The following is a 20,549-nucleotide window of genomic DNA, read 5'->3' as shown; positions in this document are numbered from 1 at the left end:
TAGGCCTGTTGGAAAATTAACAGGCAGGGCCGAAAGGTATGGTTAAACACACAACGTCATTTTCTTTTCCGTATTTATTTAAATGGCTTGTTCTTGTCTTGATTGTAGGTACCGCTGCCGGAACCTTGTCGGCTTTGTTCTTAACAAGCCTGAACTTGGTTACGGATTTCAGGAACCAGCACCATTGGCTGATTTACTTCTTGCCGGTCGCCGGGCTTGTTGTCGGTCTGTTGTACCATTATACCGGCAGGGGAGTTGAAAAAGGCAACAACCTCATATTTGATACGGTACACAATCCGAAAGACATCATCCCTTTTAAAATGGTACCATTAATACTTGGCGGGACGCTGCTGACCCATCTGTTTGGAGGCTCGGCAGGACGAGAAGGAACGGCTTTACAGATGGCAGGTGCCATTGCCGATCAGCTGCATAAACCTTTCAGGCTGAGTGCAGCCGATCGTACCATTCTGCTCATTTCGGGTTTAAGTGCAGGCTTTGCCTCCGTTTTTGGTACACCCATGGCAGGCATCGTTTTCGGTATTGAAGTGCTTTTAATAGCAAAAATACCATACAAAGCCCTATTTCCAGCCATAGTAAGTGCATATATGGGAGCTTGGGTAACCAGCTTATGGGGTGTTGGGCATACGCATTATCACGTTCCGGAAGTTTTGCCCCTGTCGGTAAAAGGTCTGGCCTACAGCGGTATCTCCGGTGTTGCATTTGGGCTGGCCGCCGTAGTGTTTGTCCGCCTGACCGAGGGCTTGTCCCATTTATTTAAAAAGATTGGCTATATGCCGGTACGTCCTTTGGCAGGTGGCATTGTACTGGTATTGTTATTTTTAATACCAGGCAGCTATAAATTTGCCGGTTTAGGCATTCCAACAATTGTAGAGTCCTTTAACACCGCGAGCCAGCCTCAGGACTTTGCCCTTAAAATCCTTTTTACAGCCATCACACTGGGGGCAGGTTTTAAGGGGGGAGAGGTAACCCCGCTTTTTTTTATCGGGGCAACCTTGGGTAGTGCCTTATCTGTATTCCTTCCATTGCCGGTAGGTTTACTTACAGGAATGGGCTTCGTAGCTGTTTTTGCCGGTGCGGCCAAAACGCCTTTAGCCTGTTGTGTAATGGCAATGGAACTTTTTGGGCTTTCATGTGGGATATATGTTGCCATAGCCTGTGTAGTTGCTTACCTCATCTCGGGCCGGCACAGCATCTACAACGCAGCTGAAAATAAAACCCCCAAACACTTATTGTTTGGTAAAATCAGGAATGTGTTTTAATTTCTTTATTTTCGCGCTATAAAAGGAATAGCATTAATGGATTACCAATTTAAAGAAATAGAGCAGAAGTGGCAAAAGTTCTGGGCTCAGCATTCAACGTTTAAAGCAGAAAAAAATACTGCAAAACCTAAATTTTATGTACTCGATATGTTTCCGTACCCTTCGGGAGCGGGTTTGCATGTTGGACATCCGCTGGGCTATATTGCTTCTGATATATTTTCCAGGTATAAGCGCTTAAAGGGCTTTAATGTACTGCATCCTATGGGCTATGATTCTTTCGGGTTACCGGCGGAGCAATATGCCATTCAAACCGGGCAGCATCCGGCTTTAACTACTGAAGCCAACATCAATACCTACCGCAAACAACTGGATGGGATCGGCTTTTCTTTTGACTGGAGTAGGGAACTGCGTACCAGCGATCCTGAATATTACAAATGGACGCAGTGGATATTTATGCAGCTGTTCAATTCTTGGTATAACCTTGAAACAGACCGTGCAGAAGACATCAGCACCCTGATAGAAAAATTTAACGCTGCAGGCAGTGCCGACGTAAAAGCGGTTTGTGATGAGGACACGAAAAGCTTTATGCCGAGCGACTGGGCCACCATGACCGACGAGGAAAAACAGGAAGAACTTTTAAAATATCGCCTGACCTACTTAAAGGAAAGTACTGTAAACTGGTGCGCTGCCCTGGGCACAGTACTGGCCAATGATGAGGTTAAAGATGGGTTTTCGGAGCGCGGCGGCCACCCTGTAGAACAAAAGAAAATGATGCAGTGGAGCATGCGCATTTCTGCTTATGCAGAGCGTTTGCTGCAAGGCTTAAACAGCATAGACTGGCCGGAGCCGGTTAAAGAGATGCAGCGCAACTGGATCGGTAAAAGTGTAGGGGCGAGTGTGAAATTTAAAATTGAGGCCGCAGAAACGAAAAACCTCCCTTTGAATGTAGATTCGATAGAGGTCTTTACCACCAGGGTGGATACCATTTTTGGGGTTTCTTATCTGGTTCTGGCTCCAGAACATGAACTGGTTGCGGCGCTGACCACAGTTGAGCAGCAAGCCGATATCGACAAATACATTGCTCAGACGAAGAAAAAGTCTGAGCTCGACCGTATGGCAGATACCAAAACAGTATCGGGTGCCTTTACCGGGAGCTATGTGATTAACCCGGTGAGCGGTGAGCGGATCCAGTTGTGGATTGCTGATTATGTGCTTGCAGGTTATGGAACAGGAGCTGTAATGGGCGTGCCGAGTGGTGATCAGCGTGACTGGCTGTTTGCCCGTCATTTTAACCTGCCGGTAGTGCAGATCCTGGATGCACAGCAGGATATTGAGCAGCAGGCAGATGCCACCAAGGAAGGAAAGTACATCAATTCCGGTTTCATTAACGGAATGAACTATAACGAGGCTGTGGCCACATTGAATGCTTGGCTGGAAGAAAAAGAGGTTGGGAGAGCAAAAGTGAACTACCGCATGCGCGATGCTATTTTTGGCAGGCAGAGGTATTGGGGCGAACCTATTCCGGTATATTTTAAAGACGGACTGCCATACCTGATCAAAGAAGAAGAGCTTCCTTTGATGCTCCCGGAAATCGACAAATACCTGCCAACAGAAACCGGTGAGCCACCATTGGGAAGGGCTGAGGACTGGAAATATGAAGACGAATACGAGTATGAGCTGAGTACGATGCCGGGCTGGGCAGGATCGAGCTGGTACTGGTACCGCTATATGGATGCCAGGAATGACTCAGACTTTGCTTCAAAAGAAGCCATTGCTTACTGGAAAGATGTTGACTTATATATAGGTGGTGCAGAGCACGCAACCGGGCACCTGTTGTACAGCCGTTTCTGGAACAAGTTCCTGAAAGATCTGGGCTATGTGCAAGAGGAAGAGCCTTTCAAAAAACTGATCAACCAGGGTATGATACAGGGGCGGAGCAGTTTCGTATACCGGGTTATTGATGAAACGGGCAGAGGTACCAATACCTTGGTTTCTCATGGCTTAAGAAAAGACTACAAAACGTCGGCACTGCATGTGGATGTAAATATTGTTGACAACGATATATTGAACATTGAGCAATTTAAATTGTTCAGACCTGAGTTTGCAGATGCGGAGTTTATTCTTGAAAATGGCAAATACATTTGCGGGGTTGAGGTAGAAAAGATGTCAAAATCTAAATTCAATGTGGTAAACCCGGATGTGCTGATTGAAAGTTATGGTGCCGATACCTTGCGTATGTACGAGATGTTTTTAGGCCCCCTGGAGCAAAGCAAGCCATGGAATACCAATGGTATTGAAGGGGTATTTAAATTCCTGCGGAAATTCTGGCGTCTGTTCCATAACGAAAACTGGGACTTTCACGTAAGCGATTCTGTACCTGCTAAAGCCGAACTGAAAGCCCTGCACAAGATCATTAAAAAAGTACAGGACGATATTGAGCGTTTTTCTTTCAATACTTCTGTTTCCAGTTTTATGATCGCCGTAAATGAGCTTACTGAACTGAAATGCAGAAATCGTCAGGTGCTGGAAGATCTGGTTGTGGTACTTTCCCCGTATGCACCGCACATTTGTGAAGAATTGTGGGCATTGTTGGGGCATGAAGAAGGTAGTTTGTCGTATACTGCTTATCCGACTTTTAACCCGGAGTACCTGGTAGAAGACGAGTTCAGCTATCCAATTTCTGTAAATGGCAAGACACGCATGAACCTGAATATTGCACTCACCTTACATCCTAAGGAAGTAGAAACCCTGGTGTTGGCCAATGATGATATTCAGAAATACCTGGAGGGAAAGGCGCCTAAGAAAGTGATAGTTGTTCCCGGAAGGATTGTAAATATTGTAATATAGAAAATAACCAAAGGTAATTTTCTTGTCAAAGAGAACCTGGGTCTGTACTTTATACTGACCTGGGTTTTTTAATTCTCAGACCTGGTTAATTAAATTTTCAGATAAAGTACCTGACCGTGTTCATACAAATTAATTAACCGACTTGTAACAATTACTGACTTTTGTATACTAATTAACGTAAAAAGACTCAAATGAAATCAATTCTGATCTTGCTTATAGGTTTAGGGATAACCCTTAACAGCTATGCGCAATTTTCTCTTGGCGGAGGAACCGCCAAACCGGTGGTAACAGGGCGCATTACTGTTGTAGTTTTGGACTCGCTCACCAAAAAACCGATAGATTATGCCAGTGTATCCCTTGCAAAAGCGAAAGACAGTAGGTTTGTAAACGGAGGGGTAACGGATGCAAAAGGAAAAGTAGTGCTACAGAACGTTGCTCCGGATGAATATAAACTCTCGGTTGGTTTTATGGGCTATAAATCGAAGAGCGTTGCAGTTAAAACCAGTCCGGAGAAACCGGATCATAATGCAGGGATAATTTACATCAGTCCTGCCGCCGGTAATTTAAAGGAAGTAGAAATATCGGGACAGAAAGCCCTGATAGAAAATAAAGTAGATAAGCTGGTGTACAATGCAGAGCAGGACATTACCAATGCCGGGGGAGACGCTACTGATGTGATGCGTAAAGTGCCTATGTTATCAGTTGATATCAACGGAAATGTGCAGCTACGTGGTGCAGCTGTAAGGGTCTTGATTAACGGGAAGCCTTCGGGAACAATGGCCAACAGCGTTGCCGATGCACTGAAAATGATCCCTGCTGAGCAGATCAAAAGTGTGGAAGTGATCACAAGTCCTTCTGCCAAATACGATGCCGAGGGATCGGGTGGGATCATCAACATCATCACTAAAAAGAAAACCGCAGAGGGCATCAGTGGAAATTTAAATGCAACGGCAGGCACGCGTTCAAACAATGGAACTTTTAATTTAAGTGCTAAAACGGGGCGTTTGTCTGTAAACGGGAGTTTAGGTTTAAACCAGGCCTACCCGCAAAACTCGAAGGTGGTAACGTTTAACCGTGTAACGGAAAATGGAGTAACCAATGAAGTCTTGCAGAATGGCTATTCTAAATGGTCGAGAGTAGGCTATAATGGTAGTTTTGGGATGGATTATGATGTAAATGCGTATAATAACTTTAGTACAACCGTAAAGATAAACCGGTTTTCCAATGGCGGGCCAGGCAATTCGGAGATCATGAGGGATGGGGTTGTCTCTACCAATTTCAGGGATATGGACATGAGTTTCAACAACCTGGACTGGAACATTGATTACAGGAAAACGAGCAAGAAGGAAGGAGAGGAGTTTAGTGTTTCCGCACAGTTGTCTACCGGTCGTAATGGTAGTGATTTTACAAACAGATTTGTGGCAGAAGGTATACCAGATGTAATACTGACAGGCCATAATACTGGTAAAAACAATGAATATACGCTACAAACCGATTATACCTATCCTTTTAACAAAACCACCACGCTGGAAACGGGGGTCAAAGGCATTTTTAGGAACATCATCAGTGATTATGACGAGGCCCAGCAAGACTTTGATTACGATCAGAATGTTGCTGCTGCGTATGGAGTACTAGGCTTTAAACTGACCAAAAGAATATCGGTTAAAGCAGGGCTGAGGGCTGAATACACCAAAATTGGCGGACTGGCAGGGAATACCTTCAATTTTGATAATGATTATTTTAACCTTTTTCCTAGTATGGTCATTTCGCAGACCCTGAAGGGAATGAGTACCGTTAAACTGAGCTACAACCGGAGGGTGCAGCGCCCAAGCTTATTTTACCTGAACCCTTTTAGGAACAAAAGCGACGTGTTTAATCCTATTGAAGGAAACCCTGAGTTGTCGCCTGAGCTTTCTGACAATGTAGAACTGGGTTATTCTACATTTATCAAAGGATCGGTAATTAATGTTTCTGCATTTTACAGGAATACTAAAAACATCATAGAGAGTTTTATCCGGCCCATTGAAGAAAATGGTGAAACCAGAAACCTGACTACCTATATTAATGTTGGTACTAGTCAGTCGTACGGTTTGAATGTTTTCGGTTCATACAACCCAAAGCCAAAATGGACTTTAATGGCAAATCTGGGCTTAAATACTTACGAGATCAGGAATTCAGAAAGTAATTTAAATACGGGCACGTTTTTAAATTATACTGCTTTTGCACGTTCGGCATATGCCCTCCCGGGGGGTTGGAGCACTGAGCTTTGGGGTGTAGTCAACGCACCTAAACGTACTTTTCAGGGGAAAACAGACATGATGTATTTTTATGGCGGTGCTGTAAAGAAGGAGATCCTGAAGAAAAAGGCCACCATAGGCTTAAATGTGCTGAATCCGTTTAGCCGTGATTTAAACATCAAGACCAATAATGCCACAGCAAATTCTGTTCAGCGTACAGATATCCATTATCCTTTGCGTTCATTTGGACTGAACTTCAGCTACAACTTCGGGAAAATGGATTTCAACGCCAAATCTAAGAAGAAGAAAGGGGTGAACAATGACGATCTGAAAAAAGACGAACAGCAGGGCGGACAAGGTGGTCAGGGCGGCGGTTTAGGTGGCGGCCTGCAGCAGTAGTTATTCTTTTTTTACTGTTTTCAATACCATCAGGTTCAGGGCATTTAGTGAAAAGCCACTGATGTTATTTTGGGTCATGATAAGGGACTGGTCGTATAAAATTGGTACTATATTGGCATATTCAACAATCATTCTATCCATTTTCTGGTACAGCAGGTAGCGTCTTTTATTGTCGCGCTCGTAATAGCTCTGTTCAAACAGGCGGTCAAACTCCCTGTTGAAATAGCCGGTATAATTTGGCCCGTTAGGTACCTTGTTGCGGGAATAGAACATGGCCATGTAGTTTTCGCCATCGGGGTAATCGGCAATCCATGAGCCCCTGAAAAAGTTGACCCCGTTTTTAGAGATCAGATCGCGCAGGCTGGCATTCGGACTTACATCTACTTTGGTGTTGATCCCTATTGCAGCCAGTTCGCCCTGGATGAACTCAATCAGGTCCTTATAAGTAGTGGAAGTACTGAGGGTAAGCTGCGGTAAACCTTTGCCATTGGGAAAACCTGCTTCGGCCAGCAGTTTTGCAGCTTTTTGCGGTTCATAGTGATAACCGTTAACTGCAATACTGTCGAACCCGGGCATGCCCTGCGGGATAAAGCCCGAAGTAGCGGGTATGCCAATGCTGTTCCTTAAATATTTGATCAGTTTGGGCTTATCAATAGCATAATTGATAGCCTGTCTTACCTTCTTATATTTCAAAGGACTGTTTTTTGCGATGGCTTTACTGGTATCTACCAATATGCCCAGGTATTCTGTACAGAGGTAAGGGCCTTTTCTGAGCTGAAATTTGCCTTTATACTTACTGGTCATTTTGCCGCTTTTTGTTAAAATGTCATCGCGATAGCTGCCATCGACTTTATCAAAATAGTCGAGCTCCTTTTTGATGAAATTCATAAAAGCACTTTGTTTATCGCTGATGAAGGTCACTTTCACTGCATCGAGGTAGGGCAGCTGCTGACGGCCTTCTTTTTCCCAATAATGCTCGTTTTTCAGCAATACCAGTATTTCGTCTTCCTTCCAGTATTTAAATTTAAAAGGGCCAGTACCTATAGGATGGCTTCTGAAATCTTTACCATAATGTTCCACAATCTCATGCGGTACTACAGAGCAGTATTGTGTGGTAAGCAGGTTCATGAAGGCTGGAAAGGGTTTGGTTAACTTTATCTGGAAGGTGCTATCGTTTAAGGCTATAAAGCTGGTTTTGTCTTTTATTTTGTCGCTAAATATCCAGCCGCCCGATGATGCTACTTTTGGATCGATGAGCCGGTAAAAGCTATAGCTGAAATCTTTGGCAACAACCTTACGACCTTTTCCACCGGGGAAGAGTGGATGATCGTGGAAGTAAACATCGCTGCGGAGTTCAAAGGTGTAGGTAAGGCCGTCTTCTGCAATCTGCCAGGTTTTGGCAATACAGGGCATGGTGTTCAACGCGCTGTCTATCTGAACAAGGCCGTTAAAAACCTGATTGATCATCCATATGGCATTTTGGTTACGGGCAAAAGCAGGGTCGAGTGAGGTCACATTCTGGTCAAGGTTCATGTTAAAAACCTTTTTTCCGGTATCGGAAGCATTGTTTTTGCAGGCTGCAAATGCCAGAATGAACAGTATAGAAAAAATATTGTTTATAATACGGCGCATCGGTTCAGGAATAGTAATTTTGTACAAAGTAATAAATATATTGATATGTCTTTTTTAAATGCGGTTATAAATAAAGTTAAGGATGAGGCCCTGCGGGAGCAACTTCAGGAACGTGTAGATATAATCCAGCATAAAATAAAGTTCATGGATAAGGTGCCTGTTGCCTGTCTGGATACAAGCAATAAGGTCAATTATTCACTTGAAGAGGTAATAGTGGATGCGGGAGGACTGCTGCATGACTTTATAGATACCGCAAAAGTGGTGATTTATATGGAAAAGGGACGCACCATGCTCGAACTGATGGGTATCGTTCCGCCGTTGCTTGGAAAGACCTGGCCTGCAGTAGCCTATAATAGGGTTTACCTGATGAATGGACAAGATCTTGATTTTGATGATCCGGAAGACCTGGTTGCGCTGCTTGAGGATATTGCAGAGATGTTGCACCCGGGTTTTTTTGTGTTTGGCAATGAAGGTATAGACTGGCTGAGTTTTAAAACGCAATAAATTTATCCATCTGCTGACCAGTAAATTTCAGGGTATCTTCTTTAAAAAGATCGCCGTTTTCATTAAGTTCTGTTTTAATGGCTGCAATGTGTATCCTTAAAGGCAGTACGTTTAGGTGCAGGTAGCTGCATACACCTCCGAAATGATCTATGCCTCTGATATTACCATATTTCCCTGAGGATAAACCCACCAATGCTGCTTTTTTATCATAAAAACTTTCAGGAAAATTGCATGCGTCAATAAATGTTTTCAGAACCCCGGGGAAGCTGCCGTTATATTCAGGAATTATAAAAAGAAATTTGCTGGTTTGGGTAATCAGATTCTGTATGTTTTCAAAGGAAGCACTCCTTTTTCCATAAAGATCTGTTGCGATCAGATTTTCAGGTAATTCTTCCAGGTTAAACAAGGTGGTCTGTAACCCTTTTTCTGCCAGTGTTTTCTGATAATACTGTGCCAGTTTTAAGGTGTTGCTGCCTGGTCTGTTTGTTCCCGATATGATGGTTACCATGTAATAATTGTTAATAAGATGTGTAAAACACTTAAGCCATTAGTACTAACTTTGCCATTTAGTTTGTATCTTAGCTAATCGTTAAAATATGCCTAAATCATTACAAAAATAGCATTTTTTATAGATTTACTTCAATGTAAATTAAGCCCTATTAAATAATTGGTAAATTATTAAAAAGATAAATGAGTAAAATTATTGCATTGGCAAACCAGAAGGGTGGAGTAGGTAAAACAACCTCATCTATAAACTTAGCCGCAAGTTTAGCCGTACTGGAATACAGGACATTACTGGTTGACGCAGATCCTCAGGCAAACTCTACATCTGGTATTGGTTTTGACCCGAGAAATATCAAAAACAGCATCTATGAATGTATCATTAACGATATTGAGGCTACAGATGCCATACAAAAAACAGAGACACCAAACCTGGATCTGTTGCCTGCACATATAGACCTGGTTGGAGCAGAGATTGAGATGATCAACCTGACCAACAGGGAATATAAAATGAAGGCTGTTCTGGAGAAAGTTAAGGATCAGTATGATTTTATCATTATTGACTGCTCTCCGTCCCTGGGCTTAATTACTATTAATGCCCTTACTGCTGCAGATTCGGTCATTATTCCTGTACAATGTGAGTATTTTGCATTAGAGGGGCTGGGTAAGTTGCTGAACACAATTAAAATAGTACAAAACCGTTTAAATCCTGAACTGGAAATTGAAGGTATTTTGCTGACCATGTATGATGTGCGCTTACGCTTGTCCAACCAGGTGGTGGAAGAGGTGAAAACCCATTTTCAGGAATTGGTTTTTGAAACCATTATTCAACGGAATACCCGTTTAAGTGAAGCGCCAAGCTATGGTGTTTCTGTGATTATGCATGATGCAAATTGCAAGGGCGCAATCAATTATCTAAACCTGGCACGTGAAATTGTCCGTAAAAACGGAATGGTCACAGAGGTACAGGATGTAAATACGGCAACTCTATAATTATTTTTTAATGACATCTTTTCAGCGAAAAACAGGTTTAGGTAAAGGATTAAGTGCGCTTTTAGATGATAGCGAATCGGTTAATCCGCCTAAAAACAATGGCGTTAACCCGGTAAGTGAAACCAGGCAGCAGGAACCTGCCAGCAACATCGGGTTCATCAACATCAGCGAGATCGAGACCAATCCTTACCAGCCGCGTACCGAGTTTGATCAGGTAGCTTTAAACGAGTTATCGGAGTCTATTAAGGTACAGGGCCTCATACAACCTATTACCGTTAGAAAACAGGCTGCCAATAAATATCAGCTCATTTCCGGCGAGCGGAGGTTAAGGGCATCCAAATTGGCCGGCTTGACACAAATACCAGCCTATGTACGCAGTGCCGATGACCAGCAAATGTTGGAAATGGCATTGATTGAAAACATACAACGCGAAAACCTGAACGCTATTGAGGTTGCCCTTAGTTTTCAGCGTATGCTGGAGGAATGTAATCTGAAACAGGAACAACTGGGCGAACGGGTAGGTAAAAACCGTACTACCGTAACCAATTACCTGCGTTTGCTGAAGCTGCCCCCTGCGATTCAGATCTCTATCCGCGACCAGAAGATCTCTATGGGACATGCCCGTGCACTGATCAATGTAGAACAAACGGATAAGCAGCTTTTTATTCACCAGGAAATCATTGATAAAGGTCTTTCTGTAAGGAAAGTTGAGGAACTGGTAAGAAGCATCAACAGTGTTGAAGTAAAACCAAAATTCCAGCTCAAATCTAAAGCAGTGCCTGCCGAATATCAGAAATTGCAAAAAGACCTTGCTTCAAAATTTGCCACTAAAGTGAAACTGAAGGTGGGCGAAAATGGCAAAGGTGCTATAGAAATTCCATTCATGTCTGATGATGACCTGAACCGGATCTTAGAGTTATTGGACTGGTAATGTATAAGTTTTTCCTGTTGTCGGCCTTACTTTTTTTTTCTGCTTTTACAGGAAAGGCACAGCAGGTTACGCCTCTAAAAAAGGACAGCACTACGGGTAAGACAGCTCCTGTGGACAGTGTAAAACCCTATATCAATGTGGGTAAAATTGCTGGTAGGCGGGCTGCCATCCGTTCGGCCATGCTCCCGGGACTGGGGCAGATTAGAAATGGTTTGACCATATACCGGGGCTTAAAAGTTGCGGGTATATACACTGGGGCCACACTACTCACTATCTCTTATATAGACAATTCCAAAAAGTACGACATTTTTGTAAATGAGCTGAAATACAGGGCAGAAAACGGCAAAGCCAATTTGTATGAGAATACACCTGATGACCGCCTGATCCAGGCGAAAGACATTTACCGAAGAAACAAACAGGTGATTATTTTTTCGTATGTTGGCCTGTACCTGCTCAATATCATAGAAGCCTATATTGATGCGCGCCTGGCCAATTTCGATGTAGGTGATGTGGCCGGCATAAAGATAACGCCGGACATGATCAATACAGGTAATATATACGGGATGAACAGTGCGGCGCCAGGAATTAAGATTGCAATTAGCTTTTAAAATAAATAAAATGAAGATAGCTTTACTCGGTTATGGTAAAATGGGGCAGATCATTGAACGTTTTGCTCTTGAAAGAGGCCACGATGTGGTCCTGAAAATCAGTATCGATAATACAGAAGATTTAACCACAGCCAATCTGGCAAAGGCTGACGTGGCTATAGATTTCAGTGCCCCGGACGCTGCATTGGGTAACATTTATGCCTGCTTTGACGCCAATGTTCCGGTGGTTGTAGGTACTACCGGATGGTACGGACAATTGCAGGAAGTAAAAAATGAATGCTTGAGCCGTAACAATAGCCTGCTTTACGGGTCAAACTTTAGTATAGGTGTTAACCTTTTCTTTCACATTAATAAGGTGATGGCAAAACTGATGAACGATTACCCGGCTTACGAAGTACAGGTTGAAGAGATTCACCATACCCAGAAACTGGACTCACCAAGCGGAACCGCAATGACCATTGCGGAAGGGATTATTGAACAGATGGACAGGAAGACGGAATGGGTAAATGAGCTTGTCGGTGCTCAGTTTGATGATGTAGTGAAAAAAGACCAATTGCTGATCGAATCGCTCAGGATTGAAAATGTACCAGGCACACATACTGTACTTTACAGTTCGGAGGTAGATGAGATAGAATTGAAACACACTGCCCATAACCGCGCAGGTTTTGCGCTGGGTGCGGTGGTTGCAGCAGAATGGTTACAAAATAAACAGGGCTTTTTTAACATAGCCGATATATTTAATTTTAAATAACAGTATATGAGTTGGAAATTCTGGCAAAAATCTAAACAGGAAGACAGCAGTAAGCCAAGAAAGAAAAAATCACGCAGCCGAGAATGGCTGGATGCCATAATTTTTGCTGTAGTGGCCGCCACCATTATTAGGGTGTTCTTTATCGAAGCTTATACCATTCCGACCGCCTCTATGGAGCGTTCTTTACTGGTTGGCGATTTTCTTTTTGTAAGCAAAATGAACTATGGGGCTAGAATACCGATGACACCTGTAGCTTTTCCTTTTGCACACCATACGATGCCGGTAACCGGTACCAAGGCGTATTGGGAAGGGGTGCAATGGAAATACCGCAGATTGCCTGGATTATCAGATATCAAAAGAAATGATGTGGTGGTTTTCAATTATCCACAGGGGGATACCGTTGCTCTGGAACAGCAGGATGTGGATTACTATCAGATGGTAAGGGCTGAAGGCTGGAAAGAAATCAATACCAGGTACACCATTGTCAGCCGGCCGGTAGACAAGCGTGAAAATTACATTAAACGTTGTATAGGGATCGCTGGAGATACGGTGAGTATGAAAAATGGCCTTGCCTTTGTCAATGGAAAACCAGAGCAGTTGAAACCTACAGGCGAGATCAGTTATGAAGTGGTGTTTAAGACTGCTGATGTAAATCCTGGTGTTTTTGAAGATCTTGGGTTCAACATTTCTGAAGACATCAGGAGCACAATGACCCCGAATGTTTATACTTTTAACGGAACGGCACCTATGATGGCCGAAGTGAAGAAACTGGATTTTGTACAGTCGGTAAGAGAATTTACTGCTGCGGACAATATACGTGAAGCCGATGTTTTTCCTTACGATAAAAACCGGAACTGGAATGTAGACAATTTCGGGCCGATCATTATACCTAAAAAAGGATGGACGGTAAAACTGGATAGCGCTACTATGCCGCTTTATGAGAGGAGTATCCGCATTTACGAAGGTAATAAGTTGGAGAAATCCGCAACAGGATGGCTGATCAATGGTAAGCCAGCAGATAGTTATACCTTTAAAATGAACTATTACTGGATGATGGGTGATAACAGGCACAGGTCGGCCGACTCCCGTTACTGGGGTTTTGTTCCGGAAGATCACATTGTGGGTAAGGCCCTATTCATCTGGATGAGCTACGACACCAATGCTTCTTTCTTTAAGAAAATCAGATGGGGCAGGTTACTGAGGGGAATTCACTAGGATAAACCTTCGATGCCAAGTTTAGCGGCAAGCTCATTTAAATCATTTACAACGGCATCTATTAGAGGGATGCCGTTTTTTTTACGCTCATTTTCAGAGTTATATTCCGGCTCTCCAGGTATGATGACTTGTTTTTCAGGATCGACGGTCTTAGCTTTCTTAAAACGTGTGATCCAGTTGTCGAGATGGTCTTTAAAATCTTGTGCAGGTCTGAAACCATCTACACGCATGGCACCCAGGAAATGGCCTATACCTTCACCAACTGGGTCGGTTGGCGGGTCGAGGAAAGCTACAAAAGGAGGTACCCAGGGCCCATAATTTGCGCCTGACAAGACTGCAGAAAGGATATCGACTGTGGCCCCAAGACCAAAGCCTTTATGGCTGCCGTGGTCTTTGTCGCTGCCAAGGGGCAGTAAAGAACCTCCTTCTTTTAACTGGTTCGGATTGATTGATGATTTTCCTGCCGCATCCTGTACCCAGCCTTCAGGCACAGCCTGATTTGCCCGCTGGGCAATTTCCAGTTTTCCATTTGCTGCAGCTGCGGTGGCCATGTCTACTACAACTGCAGGGTATTTTCCGGCAGGAAAGGCATAACACATGGGGTTAGTACCCAATAACCGTTCATTCGCATAAGTGGGGGCTACCAGGGGGCTCGCGTTGGTCATACTGATGCCAATCATATCTTGTTCAACGGCCATCAGAGAGTGGTAACCCGCTATCCCAAAATGGTTTGAGTTTTTAACGGAAACCCAACCACTGCCATAGGTTTTTGCTTTTTCTATGGCTATATTCATTGCAAATGGGGCTACGACGAGGCCTAACCCCCTATCGCCATCAAGAGTTGCGGTAGTTGCAGTTTCATGTACCACTTTTATGAGAGGCTGTGCATTGATTCGCTTCTTTTCCCATAACCTAACGTATCCACTGAGACGTGCAACACCGTGGGAATCTATGCCTCTCAAATCGGAGCGCAGTAAAACATCTGCAGCCAGGCGGGCATCAGGCTGCGGGCAGCCCATCGTTAAAAATACGTTTTCTGTAAATCCACGCAGTTGCTGTTCGCTAAAAGTGTAAAATGTCATATTAATCAGGCAAATAATACGGTAAACTGATGATCCAGAGGTTTAAAATGATTGATCAGCGATTCAATAAAGTCATCACCATAGGCTACATACATGGGTGCAATGTTTAGTACCCTTTCCTGCAATACACCTGAGGGGAAAAGTTTAAGCTTTAAGTTCTCTAGCTGTGCAAGAGATGTTTTGTGTTTGCGTTTTTCAGCCCTGAGCATTTTTTGCCCCAGGTTGGCTACCAGCTTTAAAGCCCTGGTTTTGGCGGCATCGGCCGATTGGGAAAGACTTTTGTCAATTTTATAGGCATTGAGCTTAATCTGGTCAAAAACTGCTCTTATGGCTCGTTCTTCATCATCCAGCGAGAGTTGTAGATTCACATGCGCTTTTACCCAGTCGCTTTTAAGGGTTTCGGTAGAACTAAAGAGCTGTTTGTGGCTGATGCCCAAAATCTGCATTCGGGCTTCACTGCGCTGGTCTATAACCAGTGCGGAATTTCTTAGCAATAGTATTGGGAATTTGACCTGATAATGGTCGAAATTGGCTTTTAACTGCAGCCAGTAGGTCAGTTCCGCTCCTCCGCCGATGTAAGCCAGGTTCGGAAGGATCACTTCCTGGTATACCGGGCGCATGACTACATTGGGGCTAAACCGCTCCGGGTAGTTTGTGACTTCGGCTTTAAGCTCAGCTTCGCTAAAAGCAATTGCAGTATTCATTACCTTGTACTGGCCATTTTCTTCAATTACACGCTCCCGCAGGCCCTCCTTCATGTAAAAGAAATTGATCTCCCTTGGGTTAACCTGGGGCTTGTGGCCAAGCGCCTCGAGCCTGGCATTGCTTTGACCGATAAGTTTGAAACTGTTTTGTCCGGTAATGTCCCCAAAGATGATTTTGGAGAACTGCTTTTTCAGCTCATGATCGTCGGCGTCTACGCAAACCAGACCGTATTTGCCGAAAAGGGCATTGACAAGGTCGCGTGTCGCATCGCTCAGCTTTTTATGGCCACTATAGGCATGGCTAACCAGTTCGGCAAGCTGATGGCCATTTTCGCCGATCCCAAGATACCCTTTGTAAGCAATCAGGGTATCTGCAATGTCTGTAGTATCCAGCCTTCCTGTTGCACCTGCGGCCTGTTTGTTCCAGGTTAAGGTCTTATCTTCAATTTTAACATGGTTGATTTCTTCGAAGTCGTGATCTTCGGTAGCCATCCAGTAAACAGGGACAAAATTATACTCGGGGAATTTTTCCTTTAGTTCTTTTGCCAGGTTTATTGCGGTTACAATTTTATAGATAAAGTACAGTGGACCGGTAAATATGTTCAGCTGATGGCCGGTAGTAATCGTAAAGGTCTTCCCATCTTGCAGCAGGCTGATGTTTTCTGCAACCAGGGCCGGCATTTTAACCGATGCATACTGTTGCTGAAGGACTTTTACAAGCACAGTTCTGTCACCATTGAAGTCCCGGTTTTTAATGGCCTCATTAAAACCACTAAAATCCGGACTGTATTTATAAAAGCTTTTTAACTGGTCTTTTCCGCTGATGTAATCGAGTACAACTGCTGAGAAAGCGTTGGTTTCCTGATAAGAGATGTATTTAGCCTGCATTGCCACGAATTTAAGTTAATAAACCATAATTCTTAGTTTGCGGCTTTTATTTTACAATCTGTCCATATAGATCGAAGTCTTCCGCGCGGTCGATTTTTACTTTGACAAAACTACCGTTGGCAGCATAACCTGTGCTGGCGTCAATCAGAACTTCGTTGTCTACTTCAGGGGAGTCGAACTCTGTACGGCCAATAAAGAAATCACCTTCTTTTCGGTCGACCAGCACTTTATAGGTTTTGCCTACTTTTTCCTGGTTAATGTCGTAAGAAATCCCCTGTTGTAATTCCATAATGGCATCCACACGTTCTTGTTTTACTGTTTCAGGAACGTCGTCAACCAGGCTGTGTGCATGGGTCTTTTCCTCGTGCGAATAGGTGAAGCATCCGAGTCTGTCAAAACGGGTTTCTTCTACCCAATCCATCATTTCTTCAAAATCCTGTTCTGTTTCACCAGGGTAACCACAAATTAGGGTGGTACGCATGGCGATGCCCGGTACTTTGTCCCTGATCTGGTTTACGATATCAATGGTTTTTTGTTTGGTAATGCCACGACGCATAGATTTCAGCATGTTATCTGTAATGTGCTGTAGTGGCATATCCAGATATTTGCAGATGTTTTCGCGCTCGTTCATGGCATCGAGGATTTCCATAGGGAAGCCCGAAGGGTAGGCATATTGAAGCCTGATCCATTCGATTCCGTTTACATCAGACAGTCTGTGCAGCAATTCATCAAGGTTACGTTTTCCGTAGATATCCAGGCCATAATAGGTAAGGTCCTGCGCAATCAGGATCAACTCTTTTGTTCCACCGGCGGCCAGTATTTTGGCTTCATTTACCAGTTCCTGCATGTCGCGCGAAACGTGTTTGCCACGCATTAAGGGAATGGCGCAGAAAGAGCAGGGGCGGTTACAGCCCTCGGCTATTTTAAAATAGGCAAAGTGAGAAGGGGTAGTTAACAAACGTTCCCCAATCAGTTCGTGTTTATAATTGGCACCCAGTGAGTGTAACAGATTGTTAAGGTCGTTTGTGCCGAAAAAAGCGTCAACATTGGCAATTTCGGCTTCGAGCTCAGGTTTATAGCGTTCAGAAAGGCATCCGGTAACAATTACTTTCCCTACTTTTCCTTCATCTTTCAGTTGGCTGTATTGCAGTATGGTATCAATAGATTCCTGTTTGGCATTGTCGATAAATCCGCAGGTATTGATGACAACGATATCGTCTTTACCTACTTTACTGGCTTCATGAACCACATCCATACTGTTTCCACGCAATTGCCCCATCAATACCTCAGAATCGTAGGTGTTCTTGGAACAGCCCAGGGTGATGACATTGATTTTAGGCTTTTTAACGGGTATAATGGTGGATTTTATTTTAGTATTCATATATTTATTTAAACAGGCTGTCTACAAAAGCCTTTTTATCAAATAATTGCAGGTCGTTCATGCCTTCGCCAACGCCTATGTATTTTACAGGTATTTTAAACTGATCGGAGATGCCGATAACTACGCCGCCTTTTGCTGTTCCGTCCAGTTTGGTAATGGCCAGGGCATTTACATCTGTGGCTTCGGTAAACTGCTTGCATTGCTCGAAAGCATTTTGTCCGGTTGAACCATCCAGTACAAGTAATATTTCATGAGGAGCAGAAGGAATTACCTTTTGCATTACGTTTTTAACTTTTCCCAGCTCATTCATGAGCCCGATCTTGTTGTGCAAACGACCGGCAGTATCGATAATGACTACATCTTCACCATTGGCGACTGCCGATTGGAGGGTGTCGTAGGCAACTGACGCAGGATCTGAACCCATGGCTTGGGCAACTACACGTACGCCAACCCGCTCGCCCCAGAGTTTGATCTGTTCTACTGCAGCTGCCCTGAAGGTATCGGCTGCACCCAATACCACTTTAAGGTTTTCGGCCTTCAGCTTATGGGCAAGTTTGCCAATAGTAGTGGTTTTGCCCACGCCGTTTACGCCTACCACCATAATTACGTAAGGCTTATGCTGCCCGTATTCAAACTGACGAAAGTCGTTGCTGTTGTTTTCGGCCAGTAAGAGCTGAATTTCATCACGTAACAGATGGTTCAGTTCTGAGGTAGACAGGTATTTGTCTTTAGCCACCCGCTGCTGTATGCGGTCAATGATTTTTAATGTTGTGCTTACCCCAACATCTGAGGTAACCAGTACTTCTTCGAGGTTATCGAGCACATCATCATCGATGGTAGATTTACCGGCAACAGCCTTAGTGATCTTGCTGAAAAAACCTTCTTTTGTTTTTTCTAATCCCTTATCCAGAGCCTCTTGTGCTTCAGGTGCGGTTTCTTTTTTCTTGAAAAAATCGAATAAGCCCATACGAATGTATAACAAAACAAAAAAAGCCCTCCCGGGAAAAAGGGACGGCTTTAATATTATTAAATATTAAAATTATTTTTTAGATGCAGTAATAGCATCCTGAACGTGATCGTTGTGAACAATAACTTCTTTGAAAGAATAAGCACCTTTAGGTGATTTAGTCATTGTAATAACTTTTGAATATTCTTTTCCTTTACCCGTTTTAAGGGTTGCAACTACCTTCTTTGCCATGATTTAATGGATTGTATTTAGTTAGTACTAAATGTATTACTTAATTTCTTTGTGTACCGTTACTTTTCTCAATACAGGGTTGAATTTTTTCAATTCCAAACGCTCAGTAGTGTTTTTACGGTTTTTAGTAGAGATATATCTAGACATACCAGGCATGCCGCTAGTTTTATGCTCTGTACACTCTAGAATAACTTGTACTCTGTTACCTTTTTTTGCCATTTTATTAGTCTTAAGGTTGATTCACATCAACCAGTGTTATTTACAAATATCCTTTTTTAACGAAACGGTTGATCGCTTCAGTAATACCAATTTTATTGATGGTTTTGATAGCTGAAGTAGATACTTTCAGTGTTATCCAACGATCTTCTTCAGGAATATAAAATTTCTGAAGCTGTAAGTTGGGATAAAACTTACGCTTAGTTTTAACGTTTGAGTGAGAAACATTAAAACCTGTCATCGCCATTTTTCCGGTTAAATCACAAACTCTTGACATGCCTTTATTTATATGTTAATTATACTTTCTTATTTTTTTAAGAGTTTGCAAATATCAGTATAATATTTGTAATGGTCAAGGGAGGTTTAAAATATTTTCAATTTATTTTCAATGAGATAGTGAAAATAAACCGTTCTCTTCAAGCGCGGGAAAACTTTGGCTGAAAAAGCCAAAATTTTCCAATGCGCTTTCTGAGAAGGTATATTTTCTGTTATCAGGATGGCTATGTAAACGAATAGGCGTACTGTTTACATAAAAATGGGTTTCTGTTTACATAAAAATTACCTTCTCAGAATGCACATCTTTTTAAAGCATGAAGTGCTTAAAAATCAGTGCATGAAGAGAACGGTTATTTTTTACATTTTGCATTTAATTATTTACTTTCGCAGTAACTAATTAAATATTAATAATTTAACTGTATGAAAGCGCTTTCCTATTACATTAGTTTATGGAAACAGGTTTGAGTATCAACATTACCCGGCTGGAACAATATAACCGGGACACAAAATTACACACAAGTTTATGGAGCCGTTTGGTTTGGCTGGTTGATGGTGATGAACTCATCTTTATCCGTTCCGGGTATGCTTTTGATACAGAGAAATTCATGGGGGAGGGTTGGGTGTTGTTGTTTAACCAGTTTTTTCTGACCGGTTTTCTGGAGCGCTATCCGGATAGCTATAATAGTGGTTTGGTTGCCAACCGGACAACCGGAATGGCTGCGATCCCCTTGACGCCTTCATTGAAGACGGAGATGAACGATCTTGCGCTATTACTGAACCACGCCCAGGACCAAAAGCAGGCTGAAATGTACCTGCAATCTTATGCCGATCTGATTTTACTCAATGCAAACCATGCGCATGCAAAGCTGGAGAAGCAAGTGCAGAAATGAATTTGTCCCGTTTCAG

Annotated in this window: 19 protein-coding genes; 10 read left to right on the top strand and 9 right to left on the bottom strand. The window is 43.1% G+C overall.

Translation table 11 applies throughout. From position 1 onward, the window contains the following. Nucleotides 1-98: 98 nt before the first annotated feature. The 3 genes from B9A91_RS06310 (at nt 99) to B9A91_RS06300 (ending at nt 6,763) form a co-directional block, all read left to right on the top strand. Nucleotides 99-1,280, top strand: a complete 1,182-nt coding sequence (locus tag B9A91_RS06310) for a voltage-gated chloride channel family protein (RefSeq protein WP_235012472.1) — start codon at nt 99-101, stop codon at nt 1,278-1,280. Between the two features lie 36 nt (nt 1,281-1,316). Then, nucleotides 1,317-4,127: a leucine--tRNA ligase gene (gene leuS, locus B9A91_RS06305; protein WP_084237531.1), complete on the top strand. Its 2,811-nt coding sequence runs from the start codon at nt 1,317-1,319 to the stop codon at nt 4,125-4,127. A gap of 191 nt (nt 4,128-4,318) precedes the next feature. Then, a complete protein-coding gene (locus tag B9A91_RS06300; protein ID WP_084237530.1) occupies nt 4,319-6,763 on the top strand; it encodes a TonB-dependent receptor in 2,445 nt (814 codons plus the stop codon). Here the strand turns inward: B9A91_RS06300 and B9A91_RS06295 are convergent, their stop codons facing one another. After that, nucleotides 6,764-8,395 carry an ABC transporter substrate-binding protein gene (locus B9A91_RS06295; RefSeq protein ID WP_084237529.1) on the bottom strand — a complete coding sequence of 544 codons (1,632 nt, stop codon included), beginning with the start codon at nt 8,393-8,395 and terminating at the stop codon, nt 6,764-6,766. A 45-nt stretch (nt 8,396-8,440) separates the two neighbouring features. On the opposite strand from B9A91_RS06295, the gene B9A91_RS06290 reads away from it, so the two are divergent. Next, nucleotides 8,441-8,899, top strand: coding sequence for a substrate-binding domain-containing protein (locus B9A91_RS06290; protein WP_084237528.1), 459 nt, complete (start codon nt 8,441-8,443; stop codon nt 8,897-8,899). Here B9A91_RS06290 and B9A91_RS06285 read toward each other — a convergent pair. Continuing rightward, complete coding sequence (locus B9A91_RS06285) at nt 8,886-9,407, bottom strand: NADPH-dependent FMN reductase (RefSeq protein WP_084237527.1); 522 nt, start codon at nt 9,405-9,407, stop codon at nt 8,886-8,888. The genes B9A91_RS06290 and B9A91_RS06285 overlap by 14 nt on opposite strands. Before the next feature lie 182 nt (nt 9,408-9,589). On the opposite strand from B9A91_RS06285, the gene B9A91_RS06280 reads away from it, so the two are divergent. From B9A91_RS06280 to lepB, 5 genes are read left to right on the top strand one after another with little or no spacing between them, the layout of a single operon-like run. Further along, nucleotides 9,590-10,393, top strand: coding sequence for a ParA family protein (locus B9A91_RS06280; RefSeq protein WP_084237526.1), 804 nt, complete (start codon nt 9,590-9,592; stop codon nt 10,391-10,393). Nucleotides 10,394-10,403: 10 nt separating this feature from the next. Beyond that, entirely contained in the window at nt 10,404-11,324 is a 921-nt protein-coding gene (locus tag B9A91_RS06275) for a ParB/RepB/Spo0J family partition protein (protein WP_084237525.1), read from the top strand. Further along, complete coding sequence (locus B9A91_RS06270) at nt 11,324-11,932, top strand: DUF5683 domain-containing protein (RefSeq protein WP_084237524.1); 609 nt, start codon at nt 11,324-11,326, stop codon at nt 11,930-11,932. Before B9A91_RS06275 ends, B9A91_RS06270 begins: the two co-directional genes overlap by 1 nt. Before the next feature lie 10 nt (nt 11,933-11,942). Further along, nucleotides 11,943-12,683, top strand: coding sequence for a 4-hydroxy-tetrahydrodipicolinate reductase (dapB, locus tag B9A91_RS06265; protein WP_084237523.1), 741 nt, complete (start codon nt 11,943-11,945; stop codon nt 12,681-12,683). A gap of 6 nt (nt 12,684-12,689) precedes the next feature. After that, on the top strand, nt 12,690-13,898 hold the full coding sequence (gene lepB / locus B9A91_RS06260) for a signal peptidase I (RefSeq protein WP_084237522.1): 1,209 nt from the start codon (nt 12,690-12,692) through the stop codon (nt 13,896-13,898). Here the strand turns inward: lepB and B9A91_RS06255 are convergent. The 7 genes from B9A91_RS06255 to rpmB form a co-directional block, all read right to left on the bottom strand. Beyond that, a complete protein-coding gene (locus B9A91_RS06255) occupies nt 13,895-14,980 on the bottom strand; it encodes an Ldh family oxidoreductase (RefSeq protein WP_084237521.1) in 1,086 nt (361 codons plus the stop codon). The two genes, lepB and B9A91_RS06255, sit on opposite strands and share 4 nt — an antisense overlap. A 5-nt stretch (nt 14,981-14,985) precedes the next feature. Further along, nucleotides 14,986-16,572: a bacillithiol biosynthesis cysteine-adding enzyme BshC gene (gene bshC / locus B9A91_RS06250; RefSeq protein ID WP_084237520.1), complete on the bottom strand. Its 1,587-nt coding sequence runs from the start codon at nt 16,570-16,572 to the stop codon at nt 14,986-14,988. Between the two features lie 46 nt (nt 16,573-16,618). Beyond that, complete coding sequence (gene rimO / locus B9A91_RS06245; protein ID WP_084237519.1) at nt 16,619-17,953, bottom strand: 30S ribosomal protein S12 methylthiotransferase RimO; 1,335 nt, start codon at nt 17,951-17,953, stop codon at nt 16,619-16,621. Between the two features lie 4 nt (nt 17,954-17,957). Then, on the bottom strand, nt 17,958-18,920 hold the full coding sequence (gene ftsY, locus B9A91_RS06240; RefSeq protein ID WP_084237518.1) for a signal recognition particle-docking protein FtsY: 963 nt from the start codon (nt 18,918-18,920) through the stop codon (nt 17,958-17,960). Nucleotides 18,921-18,992: 72 nt separating this feature from the next. Beyond that, complete coding sequence (locus tag B9A91_RS06235) at nt 18,993-19,151, bottom strand: DUF4295 domain-containing protein (protein ID WP_084237517.1); 159 nt, start codon at nt 19,149-19,151, stop codon at nt 18,993-18,995. A 36-nt stretch (nt 19,152-19,187) separates the two neighbouring features. Beyond that, nucleotides 19,188-19,370, bottom strand: coding sequence for a 50S ribosomal protein L33 (rpmG, locus tag B9A91_RS06230; RefSeq protein WP_015809322.1), 183 nt, complete (start codon nt 19,368-19,370; stop codon nt 19,188-19,190). Nucleotides 19,371-19,410: 40 nt separating this feature from the next. Further along, nucleotides 19,411-19,644, bottom strand: a complete 234-nt coding sequence (gene rpmB / locus B9A91_RS06225) for a 50S ribosomal protein L28 (protein WP_084237516.1) — start codon at nt 19,642-19,644, stop codon at nt 19,411-19,413. A 448-nt stretch (nt 19,645-20,092) separates the two neighbouring features. On the opposite strand from rpmB, the gene B9A91_RS06220 reads away from it, so the two are divergent. After that, nucleotides 20,093-20,533, top strand: a complete 441-nt coding sequence (locus B9A91_RS06220; RefSeq protein WP_084237515.1) for a hypothetical protein — start codon at nt 20,093-20,095, stop codon at nt 20,531-20,533. The last annotated feature ends 16 nt before the right edge of the window (nt 20,534-20,549 follow it).

It is taken from the genome of Pedobacter africanus (genome assembly GCF_900176535.1).
GTDB lineage: Bacteria > Bacteroidota > Bacteroidia > Sphingobacteriales > Sphingobacteriaceae > Pedobacter > Pedobacter africanus.
Note: the sequence above shows the minus strand (reverse complement) of the source record. Positions and strands in the feature narration are given on the sequence as shown.

Excerpts from the sequence above, each read along its gene's own strand:
- rimO (WP_084237519.1), bottom strand. The coding sequence starts at position 17,953 with ATGAATACTAAAATAAAATCCACCATTATACCCGTTAAAAAGCCTAAA.
- rpmG (WP_015809322.1), bottom strand. The coding sequence starts at position 19,370 with ATGGCAAAAAAAGGTAACAGAGTACAAGTTATTCTAGAGTGTACAGAG.
- bshC (WP_084237520.1), bottom strand. The coding sequence starts at position 16,572 with ATGCAGGCTAAATACATCTCTTATCAGGAAACCAACGCTTTCTCAGCA.
- B9A91_RS06285 (WP_084237527.1), bottom strand. The coding sequence starts at position 9,407 with ATGGTAACCATCATATCGGGAACAAACAGACCAGGCAGCAACACCTTA.
- B9A91_RS06290 (WP_084237528.1), top strand. The coding sequence starts at position 8,441 with ATGTCTTTTTTAAATGCGGTTATAAATAAAGTTAAGGATGAGGCCCTG.
- lepB (WP_084237522.1), top strand. The coding sequence starts at position 12,690 with ATGAGTTGGAAATTCTGGCAAAAATCTAAACAGGAAGACAGCAGTAAG.
- dapB (WP_084237523.1), top strand. The coding sequence starts at position 11,943 with ATGAAGATAGCTTTACTCGGTTATGGTAAAATGGGGCAGATCATTGAA.
- rpmB (WP_084237516.1), bottom strand. The coding sequence starts at position 19,644 with ATGTCAAGAGTTTGTGATTTAACCGGAAAAATGGCGATGACAGGTTTT.
- B9A91_RS06270 (WP_084237524.1), top strand. The coding sequence starts at position 11,324 with ATGTATAAGTTTTTCCTGTTGTCGGCCTTACTTTTTTTTTCTGCTTTT.
- B9A91_RS06275 (WP_084237525.1), top strand. The coding sequence starts at position 10,404 with ATGACATCTTTTCAGCGAAAAACAGGTTTAGGTAAAGGATTAAGTGCG.
- B9A91_RS06235 (WP_084237517.1), bottom strand. The coding sequence starts at position 19,151 with ATGGCAAAGAAGGTAGTTGCAACCCTTAAAACGGGTAAAGGAAAAGAA.
- B9A91_RS06280 (WP_084237526.1), top strand. The coding sequence starts at position 9,590 with ATGAGTAAAATTATTGCATTGGCAAACCAGAAGGGTGGAGTAGGTAAA.
- B9A91_RS06300 (WP_084237530.1), top strand. The coding sequence starts at position 4,319 with ATGAAATCAATTCTGATCTTGCTTATAGGTTTAGGGATAACCCTTAAC.
- leuS (WP_084237531.1), top strand. The coding sequence starts at position 1,317 with ATGGATTACCAATTTAAAGAAATAGAGCAGAAGTGGCAAAAGTTCTGG.
- B9A91_RS06295 (WP_084237529.1), bottom strand. The coding sequence starts at position 8,395 with ATGCGCCGTATTATAAACAATATTTTTTCTATACTGTTCATTCTGGCA.
- B9A91_RS06220 (WP_084237515.1), top strand. The coding sequence starts at position 20,093 with ATGGAAACAGGTTTGAGTATCAACATTACCCGGCTGGAACAATATAAC.
- ftsY (WP_084237518.1), bottom strand. The coding sequence starts at position 18,920 with ATGGGCTTATTCGATTTTTTCAAGAAAAAAGAAACCGCACCTGAAGCA.
- B9A91_RS06255 (WP_084237521.1), bottom strand. The coding sequence starts at position 14,980 with ATGACATTTTACACTTTTAGCGAACAGCAACTGCGTGGATTTACAGAA.